Origin of the sequence: Oceanisphaera sediminis (assembly GCF_039539745.1) — a bacterium.
Lineage (GTDB): Bacteria > Pseudomonadota > Gammaproteobacteria > Enterobacterales > Aeromonadaceae > Oceanimonas > Oceanimonas sediminis.
This window is the reverse complement of record NZ_BAABDS010000040.1, coordinates 1-22,202: the sequence shown is the minus strand read 5'-3', so window position 1 is coordinate 22,202 and position 22,202 is coordinate 1. Positions and strand designations below refer to the sequence as shown.

General features: G+C 59.1%; 17 protein-coding genes. 9 read left to right on the top strand and 8 right to left on the bottom strand.

Annotated elements, in window-relative coordinates; translation table 11 throughout:
- Nucleotides 1-54: 54 nt before the first annotated feature.
- On the top strand, nucleotides 55-480 hold the full coding sequence (locus ABD827_RS14730) for a VOC family protein (RefSeq protein WP_298720792.1): 426 nt from the start codon (nucleotides 55-57) through the stop codon (nucleotides 478-480).
- 5 nt (nucleotides 481-485) lie between these two features.
- On the opposite strand, the gene hemL is transcribed toward ABD827_RS14730, so the two are convergent.
- A complete protein-coding gene (gene hemL, locus ABD827_RS14725) occupies nucleotides 486-1,772 on the bottom strand; it encodes a glutamate-1-semialdehyde 2,1-aminomutase (RefSeq protein ID WP_344965444.1) in 1,287 nt (428 codons plus the stop codon).
- 155 nt (nucleotides 1,773-1,927) lie between these two features.
- Between hemL and ABD827_RS14720 the strand changes: the two genes are divergently transcribed.
- From ABD827_RS14720 to ABD827_RS14705, 4 genes are read left to right on the top strand one after another with little or no spacing between them, the layout of a single operon-like run.
- A complete protein-coding gene (locus tag ABD827_RS14720) occupies nucleotides 1,928-2,104 on the top strand; it encodes a hypothetical protein (protein WP_344965443.1) in 177 nt (58 codons plus the stop codon).
- A 55-nt stretch (nucleotides 2,105-2,159) separates the two neighbouring features.
- Nucleotides 2,160-2,504: an iron-sulfur cluster insertion protein ErpA gene (gene erpA / locus ABD827_RS14715; protein ID WP_204796288.1), complete on the top strand. Its 345-nt coding sequence runs from the start codon at nucleotides 2,160-2,162 to the stop codon at nucleotides 2,502-2,504.
- A gap of 19 nt (nucleotides 2,505-2,523) precedes the next feature.
- Nucleotides 2,524-2,847 (top strand): glutaredoxin family protein, encoded by a 324-nt coding sequence (locus ABD827_RS14710; protein ID WP_344965442.1) that lies wholly within the window; start codon nucleotides 2,524-2,526, stop codon nucleotides 2,845-2,847.
- On the top strand, nucleotides 2,844-3,281 hold the full coding sequence (locus ABD827_RS14705) for an HIT domain-containing protein (RefSeq protein WP_344965441.1): 438 nt from the start codon (nucleotides 2,844-2,846) through the stop codon (nucleotides 3,279-3,281). The genes ABD827_RS14710 and ABD827_RS14705 overlap by 4 nt, the downstream gene beginning before the upstream one ends.
- 89 nt (nucleotides 3,282-3,370) lie before the next feature.
- Here the strand turns inward: ABD827_RS14705 and ABD827_RS14700 are convergent, their stop codons facing one another.
- Nucleotides 3,371-4,669, bottom strand: coding sequence for a peptidoglycan DD-metalloendopeptidase family protein (locus tag ABD827_RS14700; protein WP_344965440.1), 1,299 nt, complete (start codon nucleotides 4,667-4,669; stop codon nucleotides 3,371-3,373).
- Between the two features lie 168 nt (nucleotides 4,670-4,837).
- Between ABD827_RS14700 and tyrS the strand changes: the two genes are divergently transcribed.
- The gene (gene tyrS / locus ABD827_RS14695; RefSeq protein WP_344965439.1) at nucleotides 4,838-6,034 is read left to right on the top strand and encodes a tyrosine--tRNA ligase; all 1,197 of its coding nucleotides are present in this window, start codon (nucleotides 4,838-4,840) and stop codon (nucleotides 6,032-6,034) included.
- A gap of 478 nt (nucleotides 6,035-6,512) precedes the next feature.
- Here the strand turns inward: tyrS and ABD827_RS14690 are convergent, their stop codons facing one another.
- From ABD827_RS14690 to gltB, 6 genes are all read right to left on the bottom strand, one after another.
- A complete protein-coding gene (locus ABD827_RS14690; RefSeq protein ID WP_344965438.1) occupies nucleotides 6,513-7,142 on the bottom strand; it encodes a trimeric intracellular cation channel family protein in 630 nt (209 codons plus the stop codon).
- Nucleotides 7,143-7,206: 64 nt separating this feature from the next.
- Entirely contained in the window at nucleotides 7,207-8,037 is an 831-nt protein-coding gene (locus ABD827_RS14685) for a cobalamin-binding protein (RefSeq protein WP_344965437.1), read from the bottom strand.
- Nucleotides 8,038-8,089: 52 nt separating this feature from the next.
- The gene (locus ABD827_RS14680; protein WP_344965436.1) at nucleotides 8,090-8,989 is read right to left on the bottom strand and encodes a cobalamin biosynthesis protein; all 900 of its coding nucleotides are present in this window, start codon (nucleotides 8,987-8,989) and stop codon (nucleotides 8,090-8,092) included.
- A 35-nt stretch (nucleotides 8,990-9,024) separates the two neighbouring features.
- On the bottom strand, nucleotides 9,025-9,723 hold the full coding sequence (gene mtnN / locus ABD827_RS14675) for a 5'-methylthioadenosine/S-adenosylhomocysteine nucleosidase (protein ID WP_344965435.1): 699 nt from the start codon (nucleotides 9,721-9,723) through the stop codon (nucleotides 9,025-9,027).
- 594 nt (nucleotides 9,724-10,317) lie between these two features.
- Nucleotides 10,318-11,733, bottom strand: a complete 1,416-nt coding sequence (locus ABD827_RS14670; RefSeq protein ID WP_344965434.1) for an FAD-dependent oxidoreductase — start codon at nucleotides 11,731-11,733, stop codon at nucleotides 10,318-10,320.
- 14 nt (nucleotides 11,734-11,747) lie between these two features.
- A complete protein-coding gene (gene gltB / locus ABD827_RS14665; protein ID WP_344965433.1) occupies nucleotides 11,748-16,205 on the bottom strand; it encodes a glutamate synthase large subunit in 4,458 nt (1,485 codons plus the stop codon).
- A gap of 601 nt (nucleotides 16,206-16,806) precedes the next feature.
- On the opposite strand from gltB, the gene arcB reads away from it, so the two are divergent.
- The 3 genes from arcB (at nucleotide 16,807) to ABD827_RS14650 (ending at nucleotide 21,916) form a co-directional block, all read left to right on the top strand.
- Nucleotides 16,807-19,200 (top strand): aerobic respiration two-component sensor histidine kinase ArcB, encoded by a 2,394-nt coding sequence (gene arcB, locus ABD827_RS14660; RefSeq protein WP_344965432.1) that lies wholly within the window; start codon nucleotides 16,807-16,809, stop codon nucleotides 19,198-19,200.
- A complete protein-coding gene (gene dgt / locus ABD827_RS14655; protein WP_344965431.1) occupies nucleotides 19,197-20,564 on the top strand; it encodes a dGTPase in 1,368 nt (455 codons plus the stop codon). The genes arcB and dgt overlap by 4 nt, the downstream gene beginning before the upstream one ends.
- A gap of 164 nt (nucleotides 20,565-20,728) precedes the next feature.
- Nucleotides 20,729-21,916 carry an inverse autotransporter beta domain-containing protein gene (locus ABD827_RS14650; RefSeq protein ID WP_344965430.1) on the top strand — a complete coding sequence of 396 codons (1,188 nt, stop codon included), beginning with the start codon at nucleotides 20,729-20,731 and terminating at the stop codon, nucleotides 21,914-21,916.
- Nucleotides 21,917-22,202 lie beyond the last annotated feature (286 nt).

Sequence of the window (22,202 nt, the reverse complement as noted above, 5' to 3'; positions counted from 1 at the left end):
TGAAAGCGGCCATCTCCGTATATGCTCAATAGTATGTAGATGGAGGAGCTGCTCATGTTTTCTTTTCATCATGTCACCCTGAGTGTGCATGACCTGTCTGTTTCTGAACGCTTCTACAAGGGGTTGGGATTCGAGTCGGTTTATCGTTGGCAGGATGATGCAGGCCAACTGCAGATTTGCCATCTACGACTGGGTCAGGCTTTGCTGGAGCTTTACTGTTTTCGCCCCGATGATGAGACCGAGGTGTCTTCTTTTCCGCCCTGGGCCAGCGGCTACCGGCTGGGGCTGCGTCACTTTGCCTTGCAGGTCGATGATCTTGACCAGGCCTTGAGTGCCCTGCACGGTGCGGGTGTACTGGCGGACAAGCCGTCGCCGGTGACCGGGCAGACCTGTTTGCGCTATGTCTTTATTGTGGATCCGGATGGTAACAGCGTGGAGTTGCTGGAAGGGCCGCTGGTCGAGATCCAGCGGCCGGAGTAGGCTGTTTAGCCTTTCATGATGGCGAAGGCTTTGTCGGCGGCCGCCAGGGTATGCGCAATTTCCTGCTCGCCGTGGGCCAGTGACATGAAGCCGGCTTCAAAGGCGCTGGGCGCCAGGTAAACGCCTTCTTCCAGCATCAGGTGGAAGAAACGCTTGAAGGCCTCCAGGTCACAGCGAGTCACCTGCTCGTAGCTGCTGATGTTCTTCTCTTCGCTGAAGAAGAAACCGAACATGGCGCCCACCTGCGTGGTGGTGAAAGGAATGCCGTGCCTGTCGGCGGCGGCCTGCAGGCCGTCTACCAGGGCCTTGGTGGTCTGTTCCAGCTGTTCGTAAACACCCGGCGCACTGATGGCATTCAGGGTGGCCAGACCGGCCGCCATGGCCACCGGGTTACCGGACAGGGTGCCGGCCTGATAAACCGGGCCGGTCGGGGCCAGGTACTCCATGACCTCGCGGCGACCGCCGAAGGCACCCACCGGCATGCCGCCACCGATGATTTTACCGAGGGTGGTGAGATCCGGCTTGACGCCGAAACGCTGCTGGGCACCGCCGAGGGCCGCGCGGAAACCGCACATCACTTCATCGAAAATCAACAGGGCGCCAAATTGGTCACAAATGGCGCGCAGGCCTTCGAGGAAGCCGGGAGCGGGCGGAATGCAGTTCATGTTGCCGGCGATGGGCTCGACGATGATGCAGGCGATGTCGGCGGGCGCCGCTTCAAAGGCCGCCTTGACCGAGTCCAGATCGTTGAAGGTGGCGGTCAGGGTGTGCTTGGCAAAGTCGGCAGGTACGCCCGGCGAGTTGGGCTGACCCAGAGTAAGGGCACCGGAGCCTGCCTTGACCAGCAGGCAGTCGGCGTGGCCATGGTAGCAGCCTTCAAATTTCAGAATCTTGTCGCGACCGGTGAAGCCACGGGCCAGGCGAATGGCACTCATGGTGGCTTCGGTGCCGGAGTTGACCATGCGTACCTGCTCCATGGACGGTACCAGCTGGTAGACTTTCTCCGCCATGGTCACTTCCACTCCGGTGGGCGCGCCGAAACTCAGGCCGCGTTCTACCGCTTCGAGCACGGCTTCGCGTACCGCAGGGGCGTTGTGGCCCAGGATCATCGGGCCCCAGGAGCCGATGTAATCCACATAGGACTGGCCGTCCACATCGAAGATATAGGCACCGTCGGCGCGTTCGATAAAGCGCGGCGTGCCGCCGACGCCGTTAAAGGCACGTACCGGAGAGTTCACGCCACCGGGAATAAAGCGGCGGGCCTGGGCAAATAAATCGTCAGACTTGGACATGTCAGCATCCTTTGAATTGGGTCGGAGTTGGCGCTTGCGGCCAGGGTGCTTGGACTATAACAAAAAGCAGTCGAGCCGAGAATGGTCGCCTTTGTCGCTGGCGCCGAGGTGGCGGCTTTGGCACAATTCGCCGCTATCGTAATCGGGAGTGTTTTATGCACCAGCCGTTCGGGCGTCGTGTAATGGTGGTATCCTTGGTCATCAATCTGTTGCTACCGGCGTTGCGGGTCGAGCGGCAGACGCTGTTGAGTACCGAAAGCAGTCAGCCGGCGACGGGCCGGAGTCCTGCGCGGACCCTGAGTCTCAACTGGCCCACTCCGGACAATACTTGAACTGTTTACTCGGGTATTAGATAATTTCGGCTGATAACTAATCCAAGAGGTAGTGATGAGCGATGCAATTCCTTTGCCGATCCAGATGAGCGATGCGGCAGCCAACAAAATTCAGGCCCTGATCAGCGAAGAGGAAAATCCCGATCTGCGCCTGCGAGTCTATATCACCGGTGGTGGTTGCTCGGGCTTTCAGTACGGCTTTACCTTCGATGAAAAAACCAACGAAGGCGATACCGTCATCGAAAAGAACGGCGTCATCATGGTGGTGGACGGCATGAGCCTGCAGTACCTGATTGGCGGTACCGTCGATTATATCGACGGTCTGGAAGGCTCCCGTTTTCTGGTGACCAATCCCAACGCCACCAGTACCTGTGGCTGTGGCTCCTCTTTCAGCGTTTAACGGATAATAAGGCGGCCTGATGTCCCTATTTGACTGGCTCAATGGAGCCGAAAACGAGCAAGAACCGGCACCCATGGTCGATGCCGTCGACAAGCTGGCCCTGTATCAGCGAGCCTGGTGCCCCTATTGCGAGCGGGTCAAGATGGTGGTGGGCGAGCTGGGCCTCGATATTACCGAGTGCGACACAACCGAGCCGGATCACCTGCAGGCGCTGATGGCCGGCGGTGGTCAGCGCATGGTGCCCTGTCTGCGCATCGAGCCGGAGCCGGGTCGGTATGTCTGGCTGTACGAATCGGCGGATATTATCGCCTACCTGCGTCGTTATGCCGGTGCGAACAAGTGAGTGAATTTGAACTGCATCCTCGACTGGCGGCGGACACCATCATACTGGGTGACCTGCCGCTGTGCCGGGTATTACTGGCCAAAGACAGCCGGTATCCCTGGCTGATACTGGTGCCGAAGCGTGCCGACATTCGCGAAATACACCGGTTGAACGAAGAAGAACAGTTGCAGCTGATGCGCGAGTCCTGCGCGGTGGCGTGCTTGATGGAAACCGAGCTGGTGGCGGATAAAATCAATGTGGCTGCGTTGGGCAACATGGTGCCCCAGTTGCACCTGCATCATGTGGCCCGTTTTACCCGGGATGCCGCCTGGCCGGATCCCGTCTGGGGTAAACACCCGGCCCAGGCTTATGGTCAGCCAGGGGTTGAAGCTACCTTGTGGCAGCAGCGCCTGAGCGCCATTGACGGTTTTAAAGTGGTTGGTGTTCATCGGTGACAGGGAAATGGTGAAGTGCCAAACACCGACGTTTTGGATTAGTGGCGTACTCCTCACTCCTCACGATTTACCCTTCACCGTTTCCTGTCTTAATTGTTGGCCAGCATCACTTCACTGACCTTGCTCAGCTGCGCCAGCAGCTTGTCTGCCCTGGGGCGAAATTTGGCCAGCTCGCCTCGCGACAGAAAGGCGGCCTGGGGCAAGTCCACGCTCTTGGGATCCTTGTGCACCCCGTTGACCAGAAACTCGTAATGCAGGTGCGGGCCGGTCACTCGACCGGTGGCACCGACGGTGCCGATTTGCTGCTCCTGCTTGACCTTCTCCCCTTTTTTCACCATCCGCTTGTTGAGGTGCAGGTACTTGGTGAGATAGGTGCGATCGTGGCGGATCACCACATAATTGCCATTGAAGCGGCTGTAACCGGACTCCGCCACCACGCCACTACCGGCGGCCACCACCGGAGTGCCGGTGCGGGCCGCATAGTCGATGCCGCGGTGTGGCTTGACCTGGCCGGTAACCGGATGCAGCCGGCGCGGATTGAAGTTGGAGCTGATATGGGAGAAGTTGACCGGCGCACGCAGAAAACTTTTGCGCATGGCCCGGCCTTCGGGCGAATAGTAATTGCCGTCATCGTGGCGTATGGCTCGGTATACATTACCCTGATTGATAAATTCGGCCGCCAGAATATGGCCGGTGTCGACCAGAATGCCGTCCTTGTAGCGCTGATCGTACAGCACGGCGAAGCGATCGCCGGCACGGATGTCGAGACCAAAGTCCAGATCCCAGGCGAACATGGCGGCCAGACTCATGATCTGGCCCGCACTGAGACCGGCAGTAACACCGGCATTCCAGAAGTTGGAGTTGACCGAGGCCTGGGCGTACTGGGTGCGGTGCTCCAGCTGGACGCTGATGATGCGGCTGCGCAGCCCGGATTCGCTCTGGCGAATGTCGAGGGTGCGTGCCGCATCCAGCGGATAGCTTAGACCGAAAAACTGTCCTTTTCTGTCGAAGGAAAAGGTCAGTTTATCGCCGGGATGAATTTTTTGCAGCGATCTGGCATCGGCGCCGAGCCGGTTGATATCGTGCAACAGGACGGAAGGCAGCCCCTGGCGGGCAAAGATCGAAGACAGGGTATCACCGCGACTGACCTTGACCATCAGCTCGCGCGCGGGCAGGTGCTCGTCAACCAGGGGCAGGTCTTGCACCTCTATCTCGAGTGGTTGGCGTGCGTCCTGAAACTTCGCAGGGACGGCAAGGTCGGCGTGAACGCGGCTGGCCACGGCCGGCTCTGTGGGCATCATGATCAGCGCCACCATGGCGGTGCTCAGCAGTCCGAGGGCGATTTTATGCACACGGGGCAATGTCTTGAGTCTGTAAATAACGGGCATGTGATACTCTTCCCTGAATCAAGCCCAGATTTTACAGCCTTTCCAATTTATCCGCCATTCCAGTAATATGCTTGCCTTATTTTGTTTGGATCGTCTAAATCGCCGTTCCGAATAACAGACCGTATTCAGAACAGCCATTCAGGTGCATAGCACAGGAGTAGAGTCGTCATGTCCCAGCTGGAAGCGGCATTAGCGGAAATCAAGCGTGGTGCCGAAGAGATACTGGTTGAAGAAGAGCTGGTTGCCAAATTAAAGGAAGGGCGTCCCCTGCGGGTGAAACTGGGCATGGATCCCACCGCGCCCGATATTCATCTGGGACACACGGTGATCCTCAACAAGCTGCGCCAGTTTCAGGATCTGGGCCATGAGGTGCTGCTGCTGATCGGTGATTTTACCGCTCAGGTCGGTGATCCCAGTGGCAAGAACAGCACCCGGCCACCGCTGACGCCGGAACAGGTGGCCGACAACGCCAAAACTTACGCCGAACAGGCGTTCAAGGTGCTGGACGCGGAAAAAACCCGAATCGTCTACAACTCGAGCTGGCTCGGCGAGCTGGGCGCAACCGGCATGATCAAGCTGGCGTCCAAACTGACCGTGGCCCGCATGCTGGAACGGGACGACTTCAAGAAGCGTTATGGTTCCGGTCAGTCCATCGCCATCCATGAATTCATGTATCCGCTGCTGCAGGGCTACGACTCGGTGGCACTCAAGGCCGATGTCGAGCTGGGCGGCACCGATCAGAAGTTCAACCTGCTGATGGGCCGCGAGCTGCAGAAAGACGCCGGTCAGTCGCCGCAGGTGGTGCTGACCATGCCGTTGCTGGAAGGCCTGGACGGCATCAAGAAGATGTCCAAGTCGGCCGGTAACTACATCGGAGTGGACGAGGCACCGGGCGAGATGTTCGGCAAGATCATGTCGCTGTCCGACGAGTTGATGTGGCGTTACTTCGAGCTGCTGTCTCGTCGCAGCCTGGGCGAGCTGGCTGCGCTCAAGCAGGAGGTGCTGGATGGCGCCAACCCGCGGGATATCAAAATTCTGCTGGCCAAGGAAATCATCAGCCGTTATCACAACGAGGCGGCGGCCGAGCAGGCGCATCAGGACTTTGTGCAGCGTTTCCAGAAAAACGCCATTCCCGACGACCTGCCGGAAGTCACCCTCAACGCCGGTGCCGAAGGCATCGCCATCGCCAACCTGCTGAAAGAGGCGGGTCTGGTGGGCTCTACCTCCGAAGCGCTGCGCATGATCAAGCAGGGCGCGGTCAAGGTAGACGGCGACAAGCTGGAAGACGGCAAGCAGGTGGTCCAGGCCGGCGAAGCGGTCTACCAGGTTGGCAAGCGCAAGTTTGCCAAGGTCACCGTAGCCTGAAGCTGACGGTTATCGACATGTAAAAAGGCCTCGTCAGAGGCCTTTTTTGTATCAGCCCCATCTGTAGATGGGGCTCATGCCAATCCCATTAATGATCTGGTCATATTAAGGCCCAACACAGCCGCCTCCCACGACACGCTACTGGTAAATGACACTCACCGTTGCAGCCTACTGCGAACATTCACTGGATGTTTGGTCAGGCTGAAACGGTTCGTCCCGGCGAGACAAGCTCGCCCCTGGGGGCTCGGAAATGCCGTCCCTGGCATTTCACGGTCGAGGCAGGCGTTCTCTGTTGCCTCTTCGGAAACACCGAGCAGCCCGCAGGCGGCACCTACAGGCCATGCCGGAGCTTCAAGGAGGACGAAGGGATCTGCTTCACCGACCATCACATGACAGGGAGGTTATGTGTTGAGCGTCACAGGGAGGTGCTTGAGCGAGTCGGCGAAGCGGGCCCTTTGTCCGATTGTACAGGCCCGAGTCAGCGGTTCAGAGAAAAGGCCGGCAGTGACAGATGCCAGCGAATGGCGGCGACGCGCAGGATGAAGGTGCCCAGCATGCCGAGCATGGTGGCCAGTAATGGCGTTATGCCAATAGCCAGCGAGCAGGTATAGAGCACGCCGCCCAGAATGCAGGCGGTGGCGTAGATTTCCCGCTGCAACACCATGGGTACCTCGCGCGCCAGCACGTCGCGGATCATGCCGCCGGCCACCCCGGTGATCACCCCCATCACCACCGCCACCATGCCGGAGGTTCCGTAGCTGAGCGCCTTGTCGGTACCGATAATGGTAAAAATGGCCAGACCGAAGGCGTCGGCCAGCGGCAGAATATACCAGGGCAGCCGCCGGGGAAGTTGGGCAATATATTGCCCGAGCAGCGCGGTAACCAGTATCACCCACAGATAGAGGGTATCTGCGGTCCAGAACACCTGCTCGGCACCGATGATAAGGTCACGGATGGTGCCACCGCCGATGGCGGTGACCGCCGCCAGCACGATGACGCCAAAGCCGTCCATCCGCAGTCGGCCGGCCACCAGTACGCCGGAAAAGGCGAATACCGCCGTGCCGAACAGATCACTCCAGTAGAACACCGACTCAACCAGGGGCTGCATTGTTTATCTCTTCATGTAAAAAGGGCGCCATTGTATAGAGGCGCCCCGACGAACACAATTACACCTATTGGTAGGCTCTGGCTTTATCCAGTTGCCGGCACAGCTGGCGAATACCGCCGGGCGTGCGCGGTGTAAAACGATGCAGACGATCGGCGTCTATGGTCAGCAAATGGCCGTGCGCCACCGCCTGCAACGCCGGCCATTGCCGCCAATGCTGCAGATCTTCGTGCTCGTCTGCCAGTATCACCTGCGGATCCTGCGCCAGCACCTGCTCGGCATTCAACGGCGGATAAGGCGCCGGACTGTCGGCCATGATATTGACCCCGCCACACAGTTTCACCGCCTGGCCCATCCAGGTGCTGTCGTTGGCGGACATCAAGGGAGTGCGGGCAATCTGATAAAACACCGTCACCGGGCCGGCATCGCGATACTCCCGTTCAATCTCGTCCAGCTGCCGTTGATAGTCGGCAACCACGGTAGCGGCCTGGGGTGAATGGCCGGTCAACTCACCCAGTTGCTGCAGTTCATCACCCAGGGCGGCAAAGGTGTCGGGCGCGGAATAAAACACGGTGATACCCAGTTGTTCCAGTGGCTGTACCATTTGTTGCTGGGCATTGCCCCAGGCCACGATCAAGTCCGGCTGTAGCGCCAATATCTGCTCCATGTTGAGTGAGCGATAGTTGGCGACCTTGGGCAAGGCGGTGGCTGCCGGTGGGTAGTCACTGGCGTTATCCACCGCAATCACCTGATCACCGGCGCCGATGGCAAACAGCATTTCGGTGATATGGGGGGCTAGGCTGATGATACGGCGGGCCTCGTCGGCACGGGCCTGATGTGTGCCGAACAGGGCGCCAAACAGCAGGGGGAGTAACAACAAGACTCTGGGTTTAACCATTAAAAACTTCATCATGAAAGCCGTAATCATGAAACGTTTAACCATAAAACTCTTAACCATGAAACAAGGGCACCAGCATCAGGGTCCAGGCCAGCGACAGCCAGAACAGCAGGGCGATAACCAGCCGCCACAACAGCGCCCGGGTCGAAACGGCATTCAGGTAGTTCTTGCTGCCCAGCTTGGGATAATAATCGGTGGCGTCGGTGTAACGGCGCGGGCCGCCCAATCCGGCATCTACGCCGGCCGCCGCGACCGCCAGTAAACGACCACTGGCCGGAAAGGCCCACAGTCGACCCTGGGGCCAGGCCTTGATGGCGCGCAGCGACCCCGGATAGATAAGTAGGGTCAGAGCCAGCACCTGGAACGGTAACCAGGCCATGGCGCGATACAGCACCGACGGCAGCAGACCGAAGGCCCGCCAGTGCACCAGCTTGCGCGGCCAGGACTGCACCGCCAGCCGCAACAGGGCGAACAGCAGGGCGGCATAGATGCCACCGGCCAGATACCAGCACAACAGGGCGAAATCGCCTGCCAGCCGTAATACCGCCACCTCCGCCAGCGTCTTGTGCAGCCCCAGCGACGACAGCGGATCTGTCTGGCGCAGACACAAGGGGGCCAGGGTTAACCGGGCCAGTGGTGTCTGTTCGCTACTCTGCTGCAGGCATAAGGGTAGGGCGCGGCTGAGCCGGCCCAAATCCAGACAACACCACAGCAACAGTGGCTCCAGCAGGGCTGGCCAGGGCGACAGCACCGTCAGCGACCAGTAGGTAGCCATCAGCGGCAGCAGCAGGCAGAGCAGCAGCGCCCCCCCGGCAACATGCAGATAACGCGCGGTATAGCGCTCGCCATTGAGGCGACTTCCCAACTGCATCAGACCCTGGGTCAGGCTCTGTTGCAGGCGAGTGGCCGGCAGTAGCAAGCTCAGTAGTATGGCGATGCTGAGCAGAGTCACGGGCTGTTCGAGCAGCGAGAGGGCGATCACCGCATTCAGCTCGGCATGCGCGCGATCATGGCCAGCACCATGGCGCTGGAATGCTTGGCGGCGACCTCGAGAAAGGCTTCAAAAGACTCGGCCTGTTCCTTACCGGCAATATCGGACAGGGCACGAACCACGACGAATGGCACCTGGAACTGATGGCACACCTGGCCCACGGCACCGGCTTCCATTTCACAGGCCTTCATGGTCGGAAACTGGGTGATGGCTTTCTGCAGCTGATCTTCCCGGTGCATAAACTGATCACCGGTACAGATAAGGCCGACCGCCGAATTAATCTCGTCCTGTTCGGCCAGACACTCTTGTGCCAGTGCAATCAGTCCGGCATCGGCAACAAATGCCGCCGGTTGCTGCGCCATCTGCCCCATTTCGTAACCGAAGGCGGTCACATCCACATCGTGAAAACGGACTTCGCTGGACACGACTACATCACCCACATGCAGCGCCGGATCGAAACCGCCGGCGGAGCCGGTGTTGATGACGGTATCGGGTGCGAAGCGTTCCAGCAGCAGGGTGGTGGCGATGCTGGCGGCAACTTTACCGATGCCGGAGCGGGTAATCACCACCTCTTTGCCTGCCAGGGTGCCCTGGTAAAACTCACAATCCGCCACCGTGATGGTCTGGGCGTTTTCCAGCTGAGCGCGCAGCTCGGCCACTTCCTGCTCCATGGCGCCAATAATACCGATAGTCATAAGGGGTTCTCTCGCAACGAAAATAATGGGGAGTTTATCATCATCGACCCAAAAGGCCGATCGGGGATCTGTATCTCCTTAGGGAGCTGACTCTGCTGGAATCTGGGCGGTGTTTACAGGTCGAACAAAGGGCCTGCTCTTTGTCCGATGGCTGTGATACCAATCTAAATAAAAATATGATCTATTTTAAAGCTGGACACGAGAGGAAACAGAGTCACCTCCCGCGACACGCCATAAACCCATCCATGGGGGCTCGGAAATGCCGTCCTTGGCATTTCACGGTCGCGGGAGCCGCTCTCTGTTGCCTCTCCTTAGCACCGAGTTGTCTGCAGGCCGCTCCACAGGCGACTCCGCAGCATTGGGGCGGATGAAGGGTTCTACTCCAGCGACCATCACATGACAGGACGTCATGTGCTGAGCGTCGCAGGGATGCGGTTCAGCGTGTCGGTGGAGTGAACCCTTCGTTCGACCTTTATCGTGAAACCAGGCAGATCAGTTAGTTTTCCAGATTGGTATGAGAGCGGCGGATTCGTATTGCTGTAAAAATAAAAAAGGCCGCTCGATGAGCGGCCTCTGCAACGGAGTGAAGCGAGCTTACACCCCGATGTAGTCCATGATGCCTTCGGCGGCCTTGCGGCCTTCGGCGATGGCGGTCACCACCAGATCGGAGCCGCGTACGGCATCGCCGCCGGCAAAGATCTTGGCGTTGGAGGTCTGGTAGGCGAAGTCGGCCTGCTCGGGGGCGATGATGCGGCCCCACTTGTCGGCTTCAATACCGTACTCTTTCAGCCAGGGCTGGTCATGAGGCTGGAAACCGAACGCCATGATCACCACGTCGGCCGGCAGCACCTGCTCGGAACCGGCAACCGGCTCCGGACGGCGACGACCGTTGGCGTCGGGCTCGCCCAGCTGGGTGGTAACCACCTCGACACCGGTGACCTTGCCGTTGCTGTCGGTCTGCACCCCGGTGGGCTGCAGGTTGAACATGAAGTTCACCCCTTCTTCCCGGGCGTTCTGCACTTCACGACGAGAACCGGGCATGTTGGCCTCGTCCCGACGGTAGGCACAGACCACGTGCTCGGCATTCTGACGAATGGAAGTCCGCACACAGTCCATGGCGGTATCACCACCACCCAATACCACGACCTTTTTTCCGGCCATGTCGATGTAGTCGGATGCCTGCTTTTCGAAACCCAGCACCCGGTTGGCGTTGGAGATCAGGAAGGGCAGGGCGTCAAAGACACCCTCGGCATCTTCGTTGGTCAGACCGCCGCGCAGGTACTTGTAGGTACCGACCGCCAGGAAAACTGCATCGTAATCGTCGAGCAGGGTCTGAAAGCCGACATCCTTGCCCACTTCGGTGTTCAGGCGGAACTCGATACCCATTTCGGTAAAGATTTCACGACGACGGCTCATCACCGTCTTCTCCAGCTTGAAGGACGGAATACCGAAGGTCAGCAGACCGCCGATTTCCGGGTAACGGTCGAAGACCACCGGGGTCACGCCGTTACGTGCCAGCACGTCGGCACAGGCCAGACCGGCAGGGCCGGCACCGATAACGGCGACCTTGCGATCGGTTCTCACCACGTTGGACATGTCCGGACGCCAGCCCATTTCAAAGGCCTTGTCGGTGATGTACTTCTCGATGTTACCTATGGTCACGGCACCGAACTCGTCGTTGAGGGTACAGGAACCCTCGCACAGACGATCCTGCGGACACACGCGGCCACACACTTCGGGCAGGCTGTTGGTCTCGTGACACAGGTCTGCCGCCTCGAAGATGCGTCCCTCGTTGGCCAGCTTCAGCCAGTTGGGAATGTAGTTGTGTACCGGACACTTCCACTCGCAGTAGGGGTTGCCGCAGTCCAGACAGCGGTCGGCCTGCATTTCGGCCTGGCTGTCAGAAAAGGGTTCGTAGATCTCCACGAACTCGATTTTACGGGTGCCGATCGCCTTCTTGGGCGGGTCGACACGTTGTACGTCTATAAACTGAAATACGTTCTGGCTCATCTCACAATCTTCCTTTACTGCGCATGGACCCGCAGTTCTGCGGTGGAACGGCTCTGGTGGCCCAACAAGGATTTAACATCACTGGATTTGGGTTTGACCAGTTTGAATTTGGGCAGGTACTGGTCAAAATTGGCCAGAATTTCCTGTGCCCGGTTACTGCCGGTTTCCTGCAGATGTTGCGTGATGATACCGCGCAGATGTTCCTGATGGATCATCAGTTCATCCAGACCCAGCAACTCAACCAGCTCAAAGTTGGTCTTGAGTTCGAAATCATCGTCTTCATCCAGCACGTAGGCAAAGCCTCCGGTCATGCCGGCGGCAAAGTTGACCCCGGTACGGCCCAGTACGGTCACGATACCGCTGGTCATGTATTCACAGCCGTTGTCACCCACGCCTTCAACCACGGCGATGGTACCGGAGTTGCGCACCGCGAAACGTTCACCGGCACGGCCGGCGACGTACAGGTGGCCACCGGTGGCACCGTACAGACAGGTGTTGCCGACCAGGGTTGCTTCGTGCGAGGCGAAGGCCACGCCGACGTGGGACTTGATCACCAGCTTGCCGCCGGTCATGCCCTTGCCGACGTAGTCGTTGGCGTCACCGGTCAGGATCATTTCCAGACCGCCGGCGTTCCAGACCCCGAAGCTCTGGCCGGCGGTGCCGTCCAGATGCATGCGAACCGGATCCGCCGCCATGCCCTGATTACCGTGACGCTGGGCGATTTCGCCGGACAGACGCGCACCTACAGAACGGTCAGTGTTGCGGATGGGGTAGTAGAAGTCGCCGCCGGTCTTGCCTTCGATGGCGCCGAGGGCATCTTCGGTCATGCGCAGGTTCAGCACACCCTTGTCGAAGTTGGGGTTGCCGGTCTGGCAGAACACACCCAGACCCGGCTTGGGCTCGGGCTTGGCAGTGATGCCGGACAAGTCCAGCTTCTGCTGCTTGGCGGTCAGGCCAGGCAACACTTCCAGCAAGTCGGTACGGCCGATCAAATCGGTCAGTTGGGTCACGCCCAGTTGTGCCATCAGCTCGCGGGTTTCTTCGGCGATGAACTTGAAGTAGTTCTCTACCATTTCGGGCAGACCGTGGAAGTGTTCCTTGCGCAGCTTTTCGTCCTGGGTGGCCACGCCGGTGGCGCAGTTGTTCAGGTGACAGATACGCAGGTACTTACAACCCAGCGCCACCATGGGGCCGGTACCGAAGCCGAAGCTCTCGGCACCCAGAATGGCGGCCTTGACGATGTCCAGGCCGGTCTTGAGACCGCCGTCCACCTGCAGCCGTACCTTGTGGCGCAAGCCGTTGGCCACCAGCGCCTGCTGAGTTTCGGCCAGGCCCAGTTCCCAGGGGGAGCCGGCATACTTGACCGAGGTCAGCGGGCTGGCACCGGTGCCGCCATCGTAACCGGAGACGGTGATCAGATCCGCATAGGCCTTGGCCACACCGGTGGCAATGGTACCCACGCCGGGCTCGGACACCAGCTTGACCGACACCATGCAGCTCGGGTTGATCTGCTTGATGTCGAAGATCAGCTGGGCCAGATCCTCGATGGAATAGATGTCGTGGTGCGGCGGGGGGGAAATCAGGGTCACGCCCGGTACCGCATAACGCAGCTTGGCGATTTCCGTGGTCACCTTGTGGCCGGGCAGCTGACCGCCCTCACCGGGCTTGGCGCCTTGGGCCACCTTGATCTGAATGACCTCGGCGTTCATCAGGTAGTGCGGGGTCACACCGAAGCGACCGGAAGCCACCTGCTTGATCTTGGAGTTCTTCAGGCTGTTGAAACGACGGGCATCTTCACCGCCCTCGCCGGAGTTGCTCTTGCCGCCGAGGCGGTTCATGGCCACGGCCAGTGCTTCATGGGCCTCGGGGCCGAGGGCACCGATGGACATGGCGGCGCTGTCGAAGCGGGGGAACAATTCGCTTGCCGGCTCGACTTTGTCCAGCGTTATGCCTTGGCCATCCTGCTTGAGGGTCAGCAGGTCACGCAGCATGGCAACCGGACGCTCGTTGACCAGCTTGGAATAAACCTGGTAGTCCTCGTAGTTGCCGGAGCGCACCGCGGTTTGCAGGCTTTTGACCACATCCGGGTTGTAGCTGTGGTATTCGCCGTCGTGCACATACTTGAGCAGGCCACCCTGACTGAGGGGCTTGCGGGCAATCCAGGCCACGCGGCTCAGGTTGAACAGGTCCTGCTGGAAGTCTTCGAAAGAAGCACCCTGCACACGGCTGGATACACCTTGGAAGCACATCTCGACCACGTCCTGATGCAGACCTATGGCTTCAAACAGCTGAGAGCAGCGGTAAGAGGCAATGGTGCTGATACCCATCTTGGACATGACCTTGTACAGGCCCTTGTTGATGCTGTTGCGGAAGTTGAGCAGCGCATCGCGCAGAGGCATCTTCAGCACGCCGTCTTCCACCATGCGGCCCAGGGTTTCATAGGCCAGATAGGGGTAGATGGCGGTCACGCCGAAGCCGAGCAGAACCGCAAACTGGTGCGGATCACGGGTGCTGGCGGTTTCGACGATGATGTTGGAGTCGCAGCGCAGGTTGTGTTCGACCAGGGTGCGCTGAATGGCACCGGCGGCCATGGCCGCGGGAATCGGCAGCTTGTCCTTGCTGATATAACGGTCGGTCAGTACCAGCAGCACGGTGCCGGTCTCTACTGCCGTTTTGGCTTCTTCACACAGGCGTTCGATGGCGGCCTGCAGGCCCTCTTCCGGTGCGAAGTTCAGATCCAGCACGGTATTCTTGTGATGGGTCTGTTCCAGATTCATCAGCTGATGAAAATCGGAGTACAGCAGAATGGGTGATTCAAACTGAACCCGATGGGCGTGGCCGTGGGTCTCGTTGAATACGTTCTGCTCGCGGCCGATCAGCGTGGCCAGCGACATGACGTGGTTTTCGCGCAGTGGATCGATCGGCGGGTTGGTCACCTGGGCAAACATCTGGCGGAAGTAGTCATACACGGAACGGGACTTGCTGGACAGCACCGCCATGGGGGCATCGTCACCCATGGAGCCGGTGGCTTCCTGGCCGTTCTCGCCCATGACCCGAATCACCTGATCCAGCTCTTCCATCGAGTAGCCGAACAGCTTCTGATAGGTACGAAGGGAGCCGGCGTCCAGCTCGCACTGACCGGCCTTGTCTTCGGGCAGATCTTCGAAGCGAGTCAGCACACGCTTGTGTTGGGTCATCCATTCCTTGTAGGGATGGCGGCTCTTGAGATCGTCGTCGATCTCGAAGCTGGTCCAGATTTTGCCTTTGGCGGTATCGACCACGAACAGCTCGCCCGGGCCGACCCGGCCTTTTTCGACCACTTCGTCCGGGGTATAGTCCCAGATGCCGATTTCGGAGGCCAGGGTGATAAAGCCGTCTTTGGTGCGCACGAAGCGCGCCGGGCGCAGACCGTTACGATCCAGGGCACAGGCGGCGAAGCGACCGTCGGACATCACGATACCGGCGGGACCATCCCAGGGCTCCATGTGCATGGAGTTGAAGTCGTAGAAGGCGCGCAGATCTTCGTCCATTGCCGGGTTTTTCTGCCAGGCCGGCGGAATCAGCATGCGCATGGCCCGGAACAGGTCCATGCCGCCGGCCAGGAACAGTTCCAGCATGTTATCCAGGCTGGAGGAGTCGGAGCCGTCGGTGTTGACGTAGGGGGCGGCGTCTTGCAGATCCGGCAGCAGCGGCGAGCCAAACTTGTAGGCACGGGCCTGGGCCCAGCGGCGGTTACCGCCGATGGTGTTGATCTCGCCGTTGTGGGCGAGAAAACGGAACGGCTGTGCCAGCGGCCAGCGGGGCTGGGTATTGGTAGAGAAGCGCTGGTGAAACACGCAAATCGCCGATTGCAGACGAATATCCGCCAGATCCAGGTAAAATCTGGGCAAATCGGCGGGCATGCACAGGCCCTTGTAGGTCATCACCAGATTGGACAGGCTGACTACGTAGAAGTATTCGTCATTGATGCGTTTTTCGATGCGGCGACGCACTATGTAAAGGCGGCGCTCAATATCATTTTCGACCCAGCCGGCGGGGGCATTGACGAATACCTGCTCGATGCGGGGCAGAGAAGCCTTGGCGATGTCGCCCAGTACCTGGGTATTCACCGGCACGTCGCGCCAGCCAACCAGGCTCAGGGTTTCCTTTTCCAGTTCTTCGTTGACTATCTGGCGGCACTGTTCGGCCAGTACCGGATCCGGATTGAGAAACATCATGCCTACGGCATACTTGCGGCCCAGGTTCCATCCCTTGTCTTGAGCGACAGCGCGAAAGAAACTATCCGGTTTTTGCATTAACAGACCGCAACCGTCGCCGGTTTTACCGTCGGCGGCGATGCCGCCGCGATGTTGCATGCGATCCAACGCCGAAATCGCGAGTCGGACAAGCTTGTGGCTGGCTTCGCCTTCTGTATGGGCGATCAGGCCGAAACCACAGTTATCTTTCTCAAGCGAGGGGTCATAAAGAGACATTGCATTCCTCCATTGCTCAAGCCGTTGGGCCGAGCGACTACTTTTGTCAGCACGACATGCTCTGAAGCGTCCGTTGCCATTGGTGGCTAATTTACCAAAATATAGGGATTTTTTTGTGAGGTCAATTAAAGGAATAAAGAGAGAAGTCGCTGTTTATCCCGGGGTGAAGTAGGATATTCCAATGCAAAACCCAGATGTTTGGCTATAAATCTTAAGTTGCAGATTAATGTTGGGTTTTTATTCTGTGATTTTAAATCATACAGCAGAATGTAAAATTGAATGTTTTTTGTTGTTTTTTTACTACACAATAAAGGTAAACTTTGAGGTAGATCTCATTTTGTCCCGCCGGAAAAATGAGCATAACGGCATTTCCTGCAAAAATCCTTTGTTATTATGGGATTATAAATGCACTTTTAGTGCATTAAATTTCAATTGTGATGTTTTACCCAACGAGACAGAGTCTGTTTGATGTAAAATTACGTGCGGATTAAAGGTTCCGCGTGTCTCTATATTGACGGCAACAAGCTCGTACATCATCGGCATGACAGCCCGCGGCTAAGCCGGTATCCTGCTTTTATGCTGTTGTTGACGGGAATAACCGATGAAACCCATAAAAACATGGGCTCAATACTATGTTGATCTGATGACCAAGCTGGGCATAGTGCGTTTCAGCATGTTGCTGGCCGCCTGCATCATACTGCTGGCCATCTTTATCCAAGTGGGCGTGACGCTGTTTCTCAGGGGAACGGTCGAATCCATCGATATGGTGCGCTCCGTCTTCTTCGGCCTGCTGGTCACGCCCTGGGCGGTGTACTTTCTGTCGGTGGTGGTGGATCAGCTGGAGGACTCGCGCCAGCGCCTTAGCCGGCTGGTGCAGCGGCTGCAGCAGATGCGGGAGCGGGATCTGGAGCTGAACAACGAGCTGCAGGAAAAAATAGAGTTGCTTAATCGCCAGATAGAAGAAACCCACAAGGCAGAGACCGCACGCCAGCAGGCCATCGGCGATCTGGAGGCGGAAGTCTACCAGCGGGAGAAGGCACAGCTGGAATCTCAGGAGCGCTCCGCCCTGTTGCGCTCCTTCATCGATACCTCACCGGATCTGGTGTATTACCGCAACGAACTGGAAGAATTTTCCGGCTGTAACCGAGCGATGGAAGATTTGCTTGGCCGTCAGGAAAAAGAGCTGATCGGCCTGACGCCTTACGATGTGTATGCGGAAGATGTGGCTGAGAAGGTGGTAGAAACCGACAAGGAAGTGTTCGCCCGCAACGAGAGTCAGACTTACGAGCAATGGCTGCAATACCCGGATGGGCGCCGAGCCTGTTTCGAGTTGCGCAAGGTGCCCTTCTTCGATCGTAACGACAAGCGCCTGGGATTGTTGGGCTTCGGCCGGGACATTACCGAGCGCAAGCGCTATCAGGAGGTGCTGGAAAAAGCCAGTCGTGACAAGACCACCTTTATCTCCACCATCAGTCATGAGCTGCGTACGCCACTGAACGGCATCGTTGGCCTGAGTCGCATTCTGCTGGCCACCAAGCTGGATCAGGAGCAGCGACAGCACCTCAAGACCATTCACTTCAGCGCCGTGACCCTGGGCAATATCTTCAACGATATCATCGATCTGGACAAGGTAGACCGCAGCCGGCTGGAACTGGCGCCGGAGCCGATGGACTTCCCCGGCTTTCTGGATGATCTGGAAAGCCTGGCCCGGCTGCAGGCCGAGCAGAAAGGCTTGTATCTGCACTTCGATCGGGATGGTGATATTCCCGAGTGGATTCTGGCCGACGGTACCCGCTTGCGGCAGGTGTTGTGGAACCTGGTTGGCAACGCGGTCAAGTTCACCGATGACGGTGGCGTGACCATTCGTTGCATGGCCGACGAGCTGACGCCGGGCGAAGTGACCCTGCGCTTCGATATCGAAGATACCGGCATCGGCATTCCGACCGAGCTGCAGCAGAAAATCTTTGCGCTCTATTTTCAGATCGAGGGCAACAAGCACGCCACCGGCACCGGCATCGGCCTGGCGGTGTCGCAGCAGTTGGTGAATGCCATGCACGGCACCATAGAGCTGGACAGCGAACCCGGCGAAGGCTCCTGCTTCAGCATTACCATCACGGTGCCCAGCACCCAGGCGCCGGTAGACGATCCTGCGGTGGCACACCTGCCGCCGCTGTCGATGTTGCTGGTCGAAGATGTGGAGCTTAACGTGACCGTCGCCTGCGCCCTGCTGGAAAAGCTGGGCCACAAGGTGACCGTGGCCCGCGATGGCGGCGAAGCCTTTGCATGGTTGGCACAGCGGTCCTTTGATCTGGTGTTCCTCGATATCCAGCTGCCGGACATGACCGGCTTCGATATTGCCGCCCGTCTGCGGGAAGAGGCGCGGGAACAGTCGAAGAGCCTGCCGCCGCTGGTGGCGCTGACCGCCAATCTGATCAGAGACAAAGAGGAATATCTGGCCCGGGGTATGGACGATGCCATCAGCAAGCCGCTGTCGTCCAAGGCCATCAAGGGGGTGCTGGCCCGCTTCTTTGCCCATCGACCCCAGCCGCAGCACCAGCCGCAGCTCCAATCCAAATCCCGACCGGCGCCGGTAACCGCCATGCCCGCCACGGAAAACGATACCGAGGCCGACGCTCACGCCGAGCAGCAGGAAATACTGGATACGGTGTTTCTGACCGATTATGTGGATACGGTAGGCGCCGGCATTCTGTTATCCAGCGTCGACATGCTCGACCAGATGGCCGGTGATTATCTGAACAGGCTCAATGACTTTATGGCCGAGAAGGATAAAGACGGCATTGTCGACGAAGCCCACAAGATCAAGGGCGCCGCCGGCTCGGTCGGATTGAAGCGGGTGCAGCAGTTGGCGCAGCAAATCCAGAGTCCGGATCTGCCCGACTGGTGGCAACAACTGGATGCCTGGGTCAATGAGCTGAACGCCCTGTTACCGGCGGATCTGGTGATACTGCGCCGATGGCTGGAGCGCCGGGTATGAGTGATTATCAGGCGCTCATCCTGAGTGAGCGTCAGTTGCCTTCCGCCAATGAAGAGGCGGAGCCTGCGTCGGCATTGGCCGCCATAGAGGCGGATCGCAGCCGCATCGTGCAGTGTTCGCCGGTGCGACGGCTGCAGCAAAAGACCCAGGTGTTTCCGCTCGACGTCAAGGCCTCGGTACGCAGCCGACTGACCCACTCGCTGGAGGTGAAGGAAACCGGCCGCCAGCTTGCGCTGAAGGTGCTGGCCGAAATTGGTCAGGAGGTCGACAAGGAAGCCTTCGTCAGCCTGGTGGAAATGGCCTGCCTGCTGCACGACGTCGGCAATCCGCCATTCGGCCACTTCGGCGAGGTGGTGATGATTGACTGGTTGCGCACCCGGCTGCCGCCGCTGTTCCGCCAGGCCATCGGCAAGGGCTCGCGTCAGTGGCCCATGTTGATGACGGATTTGCAGCAGTTTGAAGGCAACGCCCAGAGCCTGCGGCTGCTGCACAGCCTGCAGGGGCTGAACCTGACGCTGAGTCAGCTGGCGGCGCTGCAAAAGTACGTGCGCGGCGCCTACCAGCGCCAGACCGGCGGTCGCTGGCAGCAGAAACCGGGGCATTACTTCAGCGAGCGGCCGCTGGTGCAGCAGATAAGGGCACGCTTTCCCATCACCACCCGGGGACGTTATCCGCTGACCTTTCTGATGGAAGCCGCCGACGACATGGCTTATGGGGTGGCGGATCTGGAAGACGCGGTCGACCGGGGCGTGCTGAGTCTGGCGGAGCTGGAGCTGGCCTTGCTGAAGGGCGCCAATGAGTATCTGAAAAACTGCTGGCAGCAGGCGAAGGCCGATGAACCCGGCTTTTTCAGCCGCTTTCGCCAGGCCATCAACGATGACCTGCTGGTGCTGGTCAGCGAGCAGTATCTGCTGCATCAGCAGGCCATTCTCGAGGGCAGCCATGACGCGCCCCTGTTGGCGGTAGAGCAGGCGCCGGCCGAGGCGTTGCAGTGGTTGAAGGATTTCGCCCACCGGCAGGTATTCAACCGCCGTGAGGTAGAGGCGCTGGAGTTGTCGGGTTTTGCCGCGCTCAAAGGTGTGCTGGAAGCCTTTGCGCCCTTGCTGGCGCTGCCGGAGCAAGAGTTCACCAGCCTGGACAGCCGGCAGGATGCCGAGGGGCTGGTGTTGCGTCGGCTCTATCATCGCTTGCCGCCGCGCCACCTGGCCGCCTACCGGCGTGACAGTCGTAGTGCCGCCTTCTTTGAAAGCGAGCGGGAGCGGGAGTGGTACTTTCGGGTTCGGCTGCTGCTGGATTTCGTCAGTGGCATGACCGACACCTATGTGCTGGAAGAATATCGCCTCTTGTGCGGCTTTCAGGGCTGAGATCCGGTAGCCCGGTTGAAAGCGCAACCTGATTGAATAAACAGAGTTTGATCACCATAGTTTGATCATCAGGGTTCGATAACCCGGATTTGATATTGTTGCTGTCGCCGCGAGCTTTGGCGCGATAGCCCCTTGCCCTGTCAGGTACAGCCGGAGCCTTCTGTGTGCGTTATTTCCTGTTATTGATGTCGCTCTGTTTCAGCGTGCCATCGCCGGCCTCGGGCCCCTTGATGGTGATGCACCAGGTGTTGCCCGGTGAAAGCTGGCGCTCGATGGCGGCGCGCTTTCAACTGACCGAACGGCAGTTACGGCTGAACTTCAATCGCGAACGCTTCATGACGCCGTTGACGACGGGGGATTGGATCTGGGTGCCGGATCGGCCACCCTTGCCCCCGACCCTGACCATTCAACCGCCGGCGCCCCGGGCCCAGATGCCGGTAGCCATGAATACTCCGCTCCCGCTGCCTCGGCTGGGACCACCCGATCCGGCCCGGGCACCCAAAACCGACCGTGTGCTGCTCACCATTGCCACGGCGGCGCGGGCGGCGGCGACCGATCAGCTGGACCAGTTTGTGGAGCAACAGGGGACCACTCTGGCCGACAGTACCTTGTCATTTGGTTCGCGCCAGCTCAGCGAGCTGCCCTGGCTCAACCCCGAGCAGTGGAGCTGGGATTATCAGCTGCCGCTGTTTGATAAGGAGCCACTGCTCAACAGTCGCATGGCCTTACCGGTCATGGAGGACTGGCAGGGCGAACTGGGGCTGGACTACCGGGATGAACGACTGACCTACCAGGCCGGGTTGCACTTCGAACAGCCGCTGACCAACGAGATTAGCGGCCACCTCGAGCCGGTGATGGATTATCAGGCCGCCTGGGATCATCGCCGTGGTGGCCTGTTGATGTTCTTGAACCACAGAGACTGGACCCTGGGGGCGGGGCAATACCGCGCCCTGTCCGGCTGGCAGCAGCAAGGAGGCCGGCTGGAACGGCCGGCATCCGGACGGCAGTGGTTCGGCGAGGGTCGGCTGGGATTCGTGCCGGGGCTGAGTGTGTCGGGGCGGTATTATCAATGGCAGGGACGGCAACTCAGCCTGTACGGCAGCGGTGACAAATACCAGGCGGCCTTGTCCCGGCAGTGGTCGCTCAATTATGCGCCCTGGCGGATATTTCGGCTGCAGAGTTCGTTGTTGAGCAACAGCAAGCAAAAATTCGAGTCCCGGTTTCGATTGGGCATAGATTTGCCGCTGGGGATGGCGCCGGGCCAGTGGTGGCAAAGCCTGATGGAAAAACCGCGCTACGACCGTTATCGGCCGCTGCAACATCACAAGGTGATGGTGCTGGAGCACCGCTGATTGAATCGTGAGAAATGAGGGGTAAAGAGTGAGGAGTAAAACCAATCGGACTAAACACATGATCTATTTGGTCGTAGTGTAAACATCGGACAAAGGGCCCGCTCCCCCGACTCGCCGTGAATCCCTCCCTGGAGGCTCAGCCGCGCCATCCGTGGCGCGAATGGTCGGCTGAGCAGATCCCTTTGCCCTCCGTCATGCTCCGGAGTTGGCTGTTTGTAGTGGCACACTTAAAGTGGCCACCTGTTCAGAGGTGATATCATCACCTCATCAGATATACAGGTGACAC

Excerpts from the sequence above, each read along its gene's own strand:
- hemL (WP_344965444.1), bottom strand. The coding sequence starts at position 1,772 with ATGTCCAAGTCTGACGATTTATTTGCCCAGGCCCGCCGCTTTATTCCC.
- dgt (WP_344965431.1), top strand. The coding sequence starts at position 19,197 with ATGAGTGATTATCAGGCGCTCATCCTGAGTGAGCGTCAGTTGCCTTCC.
- ABD827_RS14730 (WP_298720792.1), top strand. The coding sequence starts at position 55 with ATGTTTTCTTTTCATCATGTCACCCTGAGTGTGCATGACCTGTCTGTT.
- ABD827_RS14720 (WP_344965443.1), top strand. The coding sequence starts at position 1,928 with ATGCACCAGCCGTTCGGGCGTCGTGTAATGGTGGTATCCTTGGTCATC.
- gltB (WP_344965433.1), bottom strand. The coding sequence starts at position 16,205 with ATGTCTCTTTATGACCCCTCGCTTGAGAAAGATAACTGTGGTTTCGGC.
- ABD827_RS14710 (WP_344965442.1), top strand. The coding sequence starts at position 2,524 with ATGTCCCTATTTGACTGGCTCAATGGAGCCGAAAACGAGCAAGAACCG.
- ABD827_RS14685 (WP_344965437.1), bottom strand. The coding sequence starts at position 8,037 with ATGGTTAAACCCAGAGTCTTGTTGTTACTCCCCCTGCTGTTTGGCGCC.
- ABD827_RS14690 (WP_344965438.1), bottom strand. The coding sequence starts at position 7,142 with ATGCAGCCCCTGGTTGAGTCGGTGTTCTACTGGAGTGATCTGTTCGGC.
- ABD827_RS14670 (WP_344965434.1), bottom strand. The coding sequence starts at position 11,733 with ATGAGCCAGAACGTATTTCAGTTTATAGACGTACAACGTGTCGACCCG.
- ABD827_RS14700 (WP_344965440.1), bottom strand. The coding sequence starts at position 4,669 with ATGCCCGTTATTTACAGACTCAAGACATTGCCCCGTGTGCATAAAATC.
- mtnN (WP_344965435.1), bottom strand. The coding sequence starts at position 9,723 with ATGACTATCGGTATTATTGGCGCCATGGAGCAGGAAGTGGCCGAGCTG.
- erpA (WP_204796288.1), top strand. The coding sequence starts at position 2,160 with ATGAGCGATGCAATTCCTTTGCCGATCCAGATGAGCGATGCGGCAGCC.
- arcB (WP_344965432.1), top strand. The coding sequence starts at position 16,807 with ATGAAACCCATAAAAACATGGGCTCAATACTATGTTGATCTGATGACC.
- tyrS (WP_344965439.1), top strand. The coding sequence starts at position 4,838 with ATGTCCCAGCTGGAAGCGGCATTAGCGGAAATCAAGCGTGGTGCCGAA.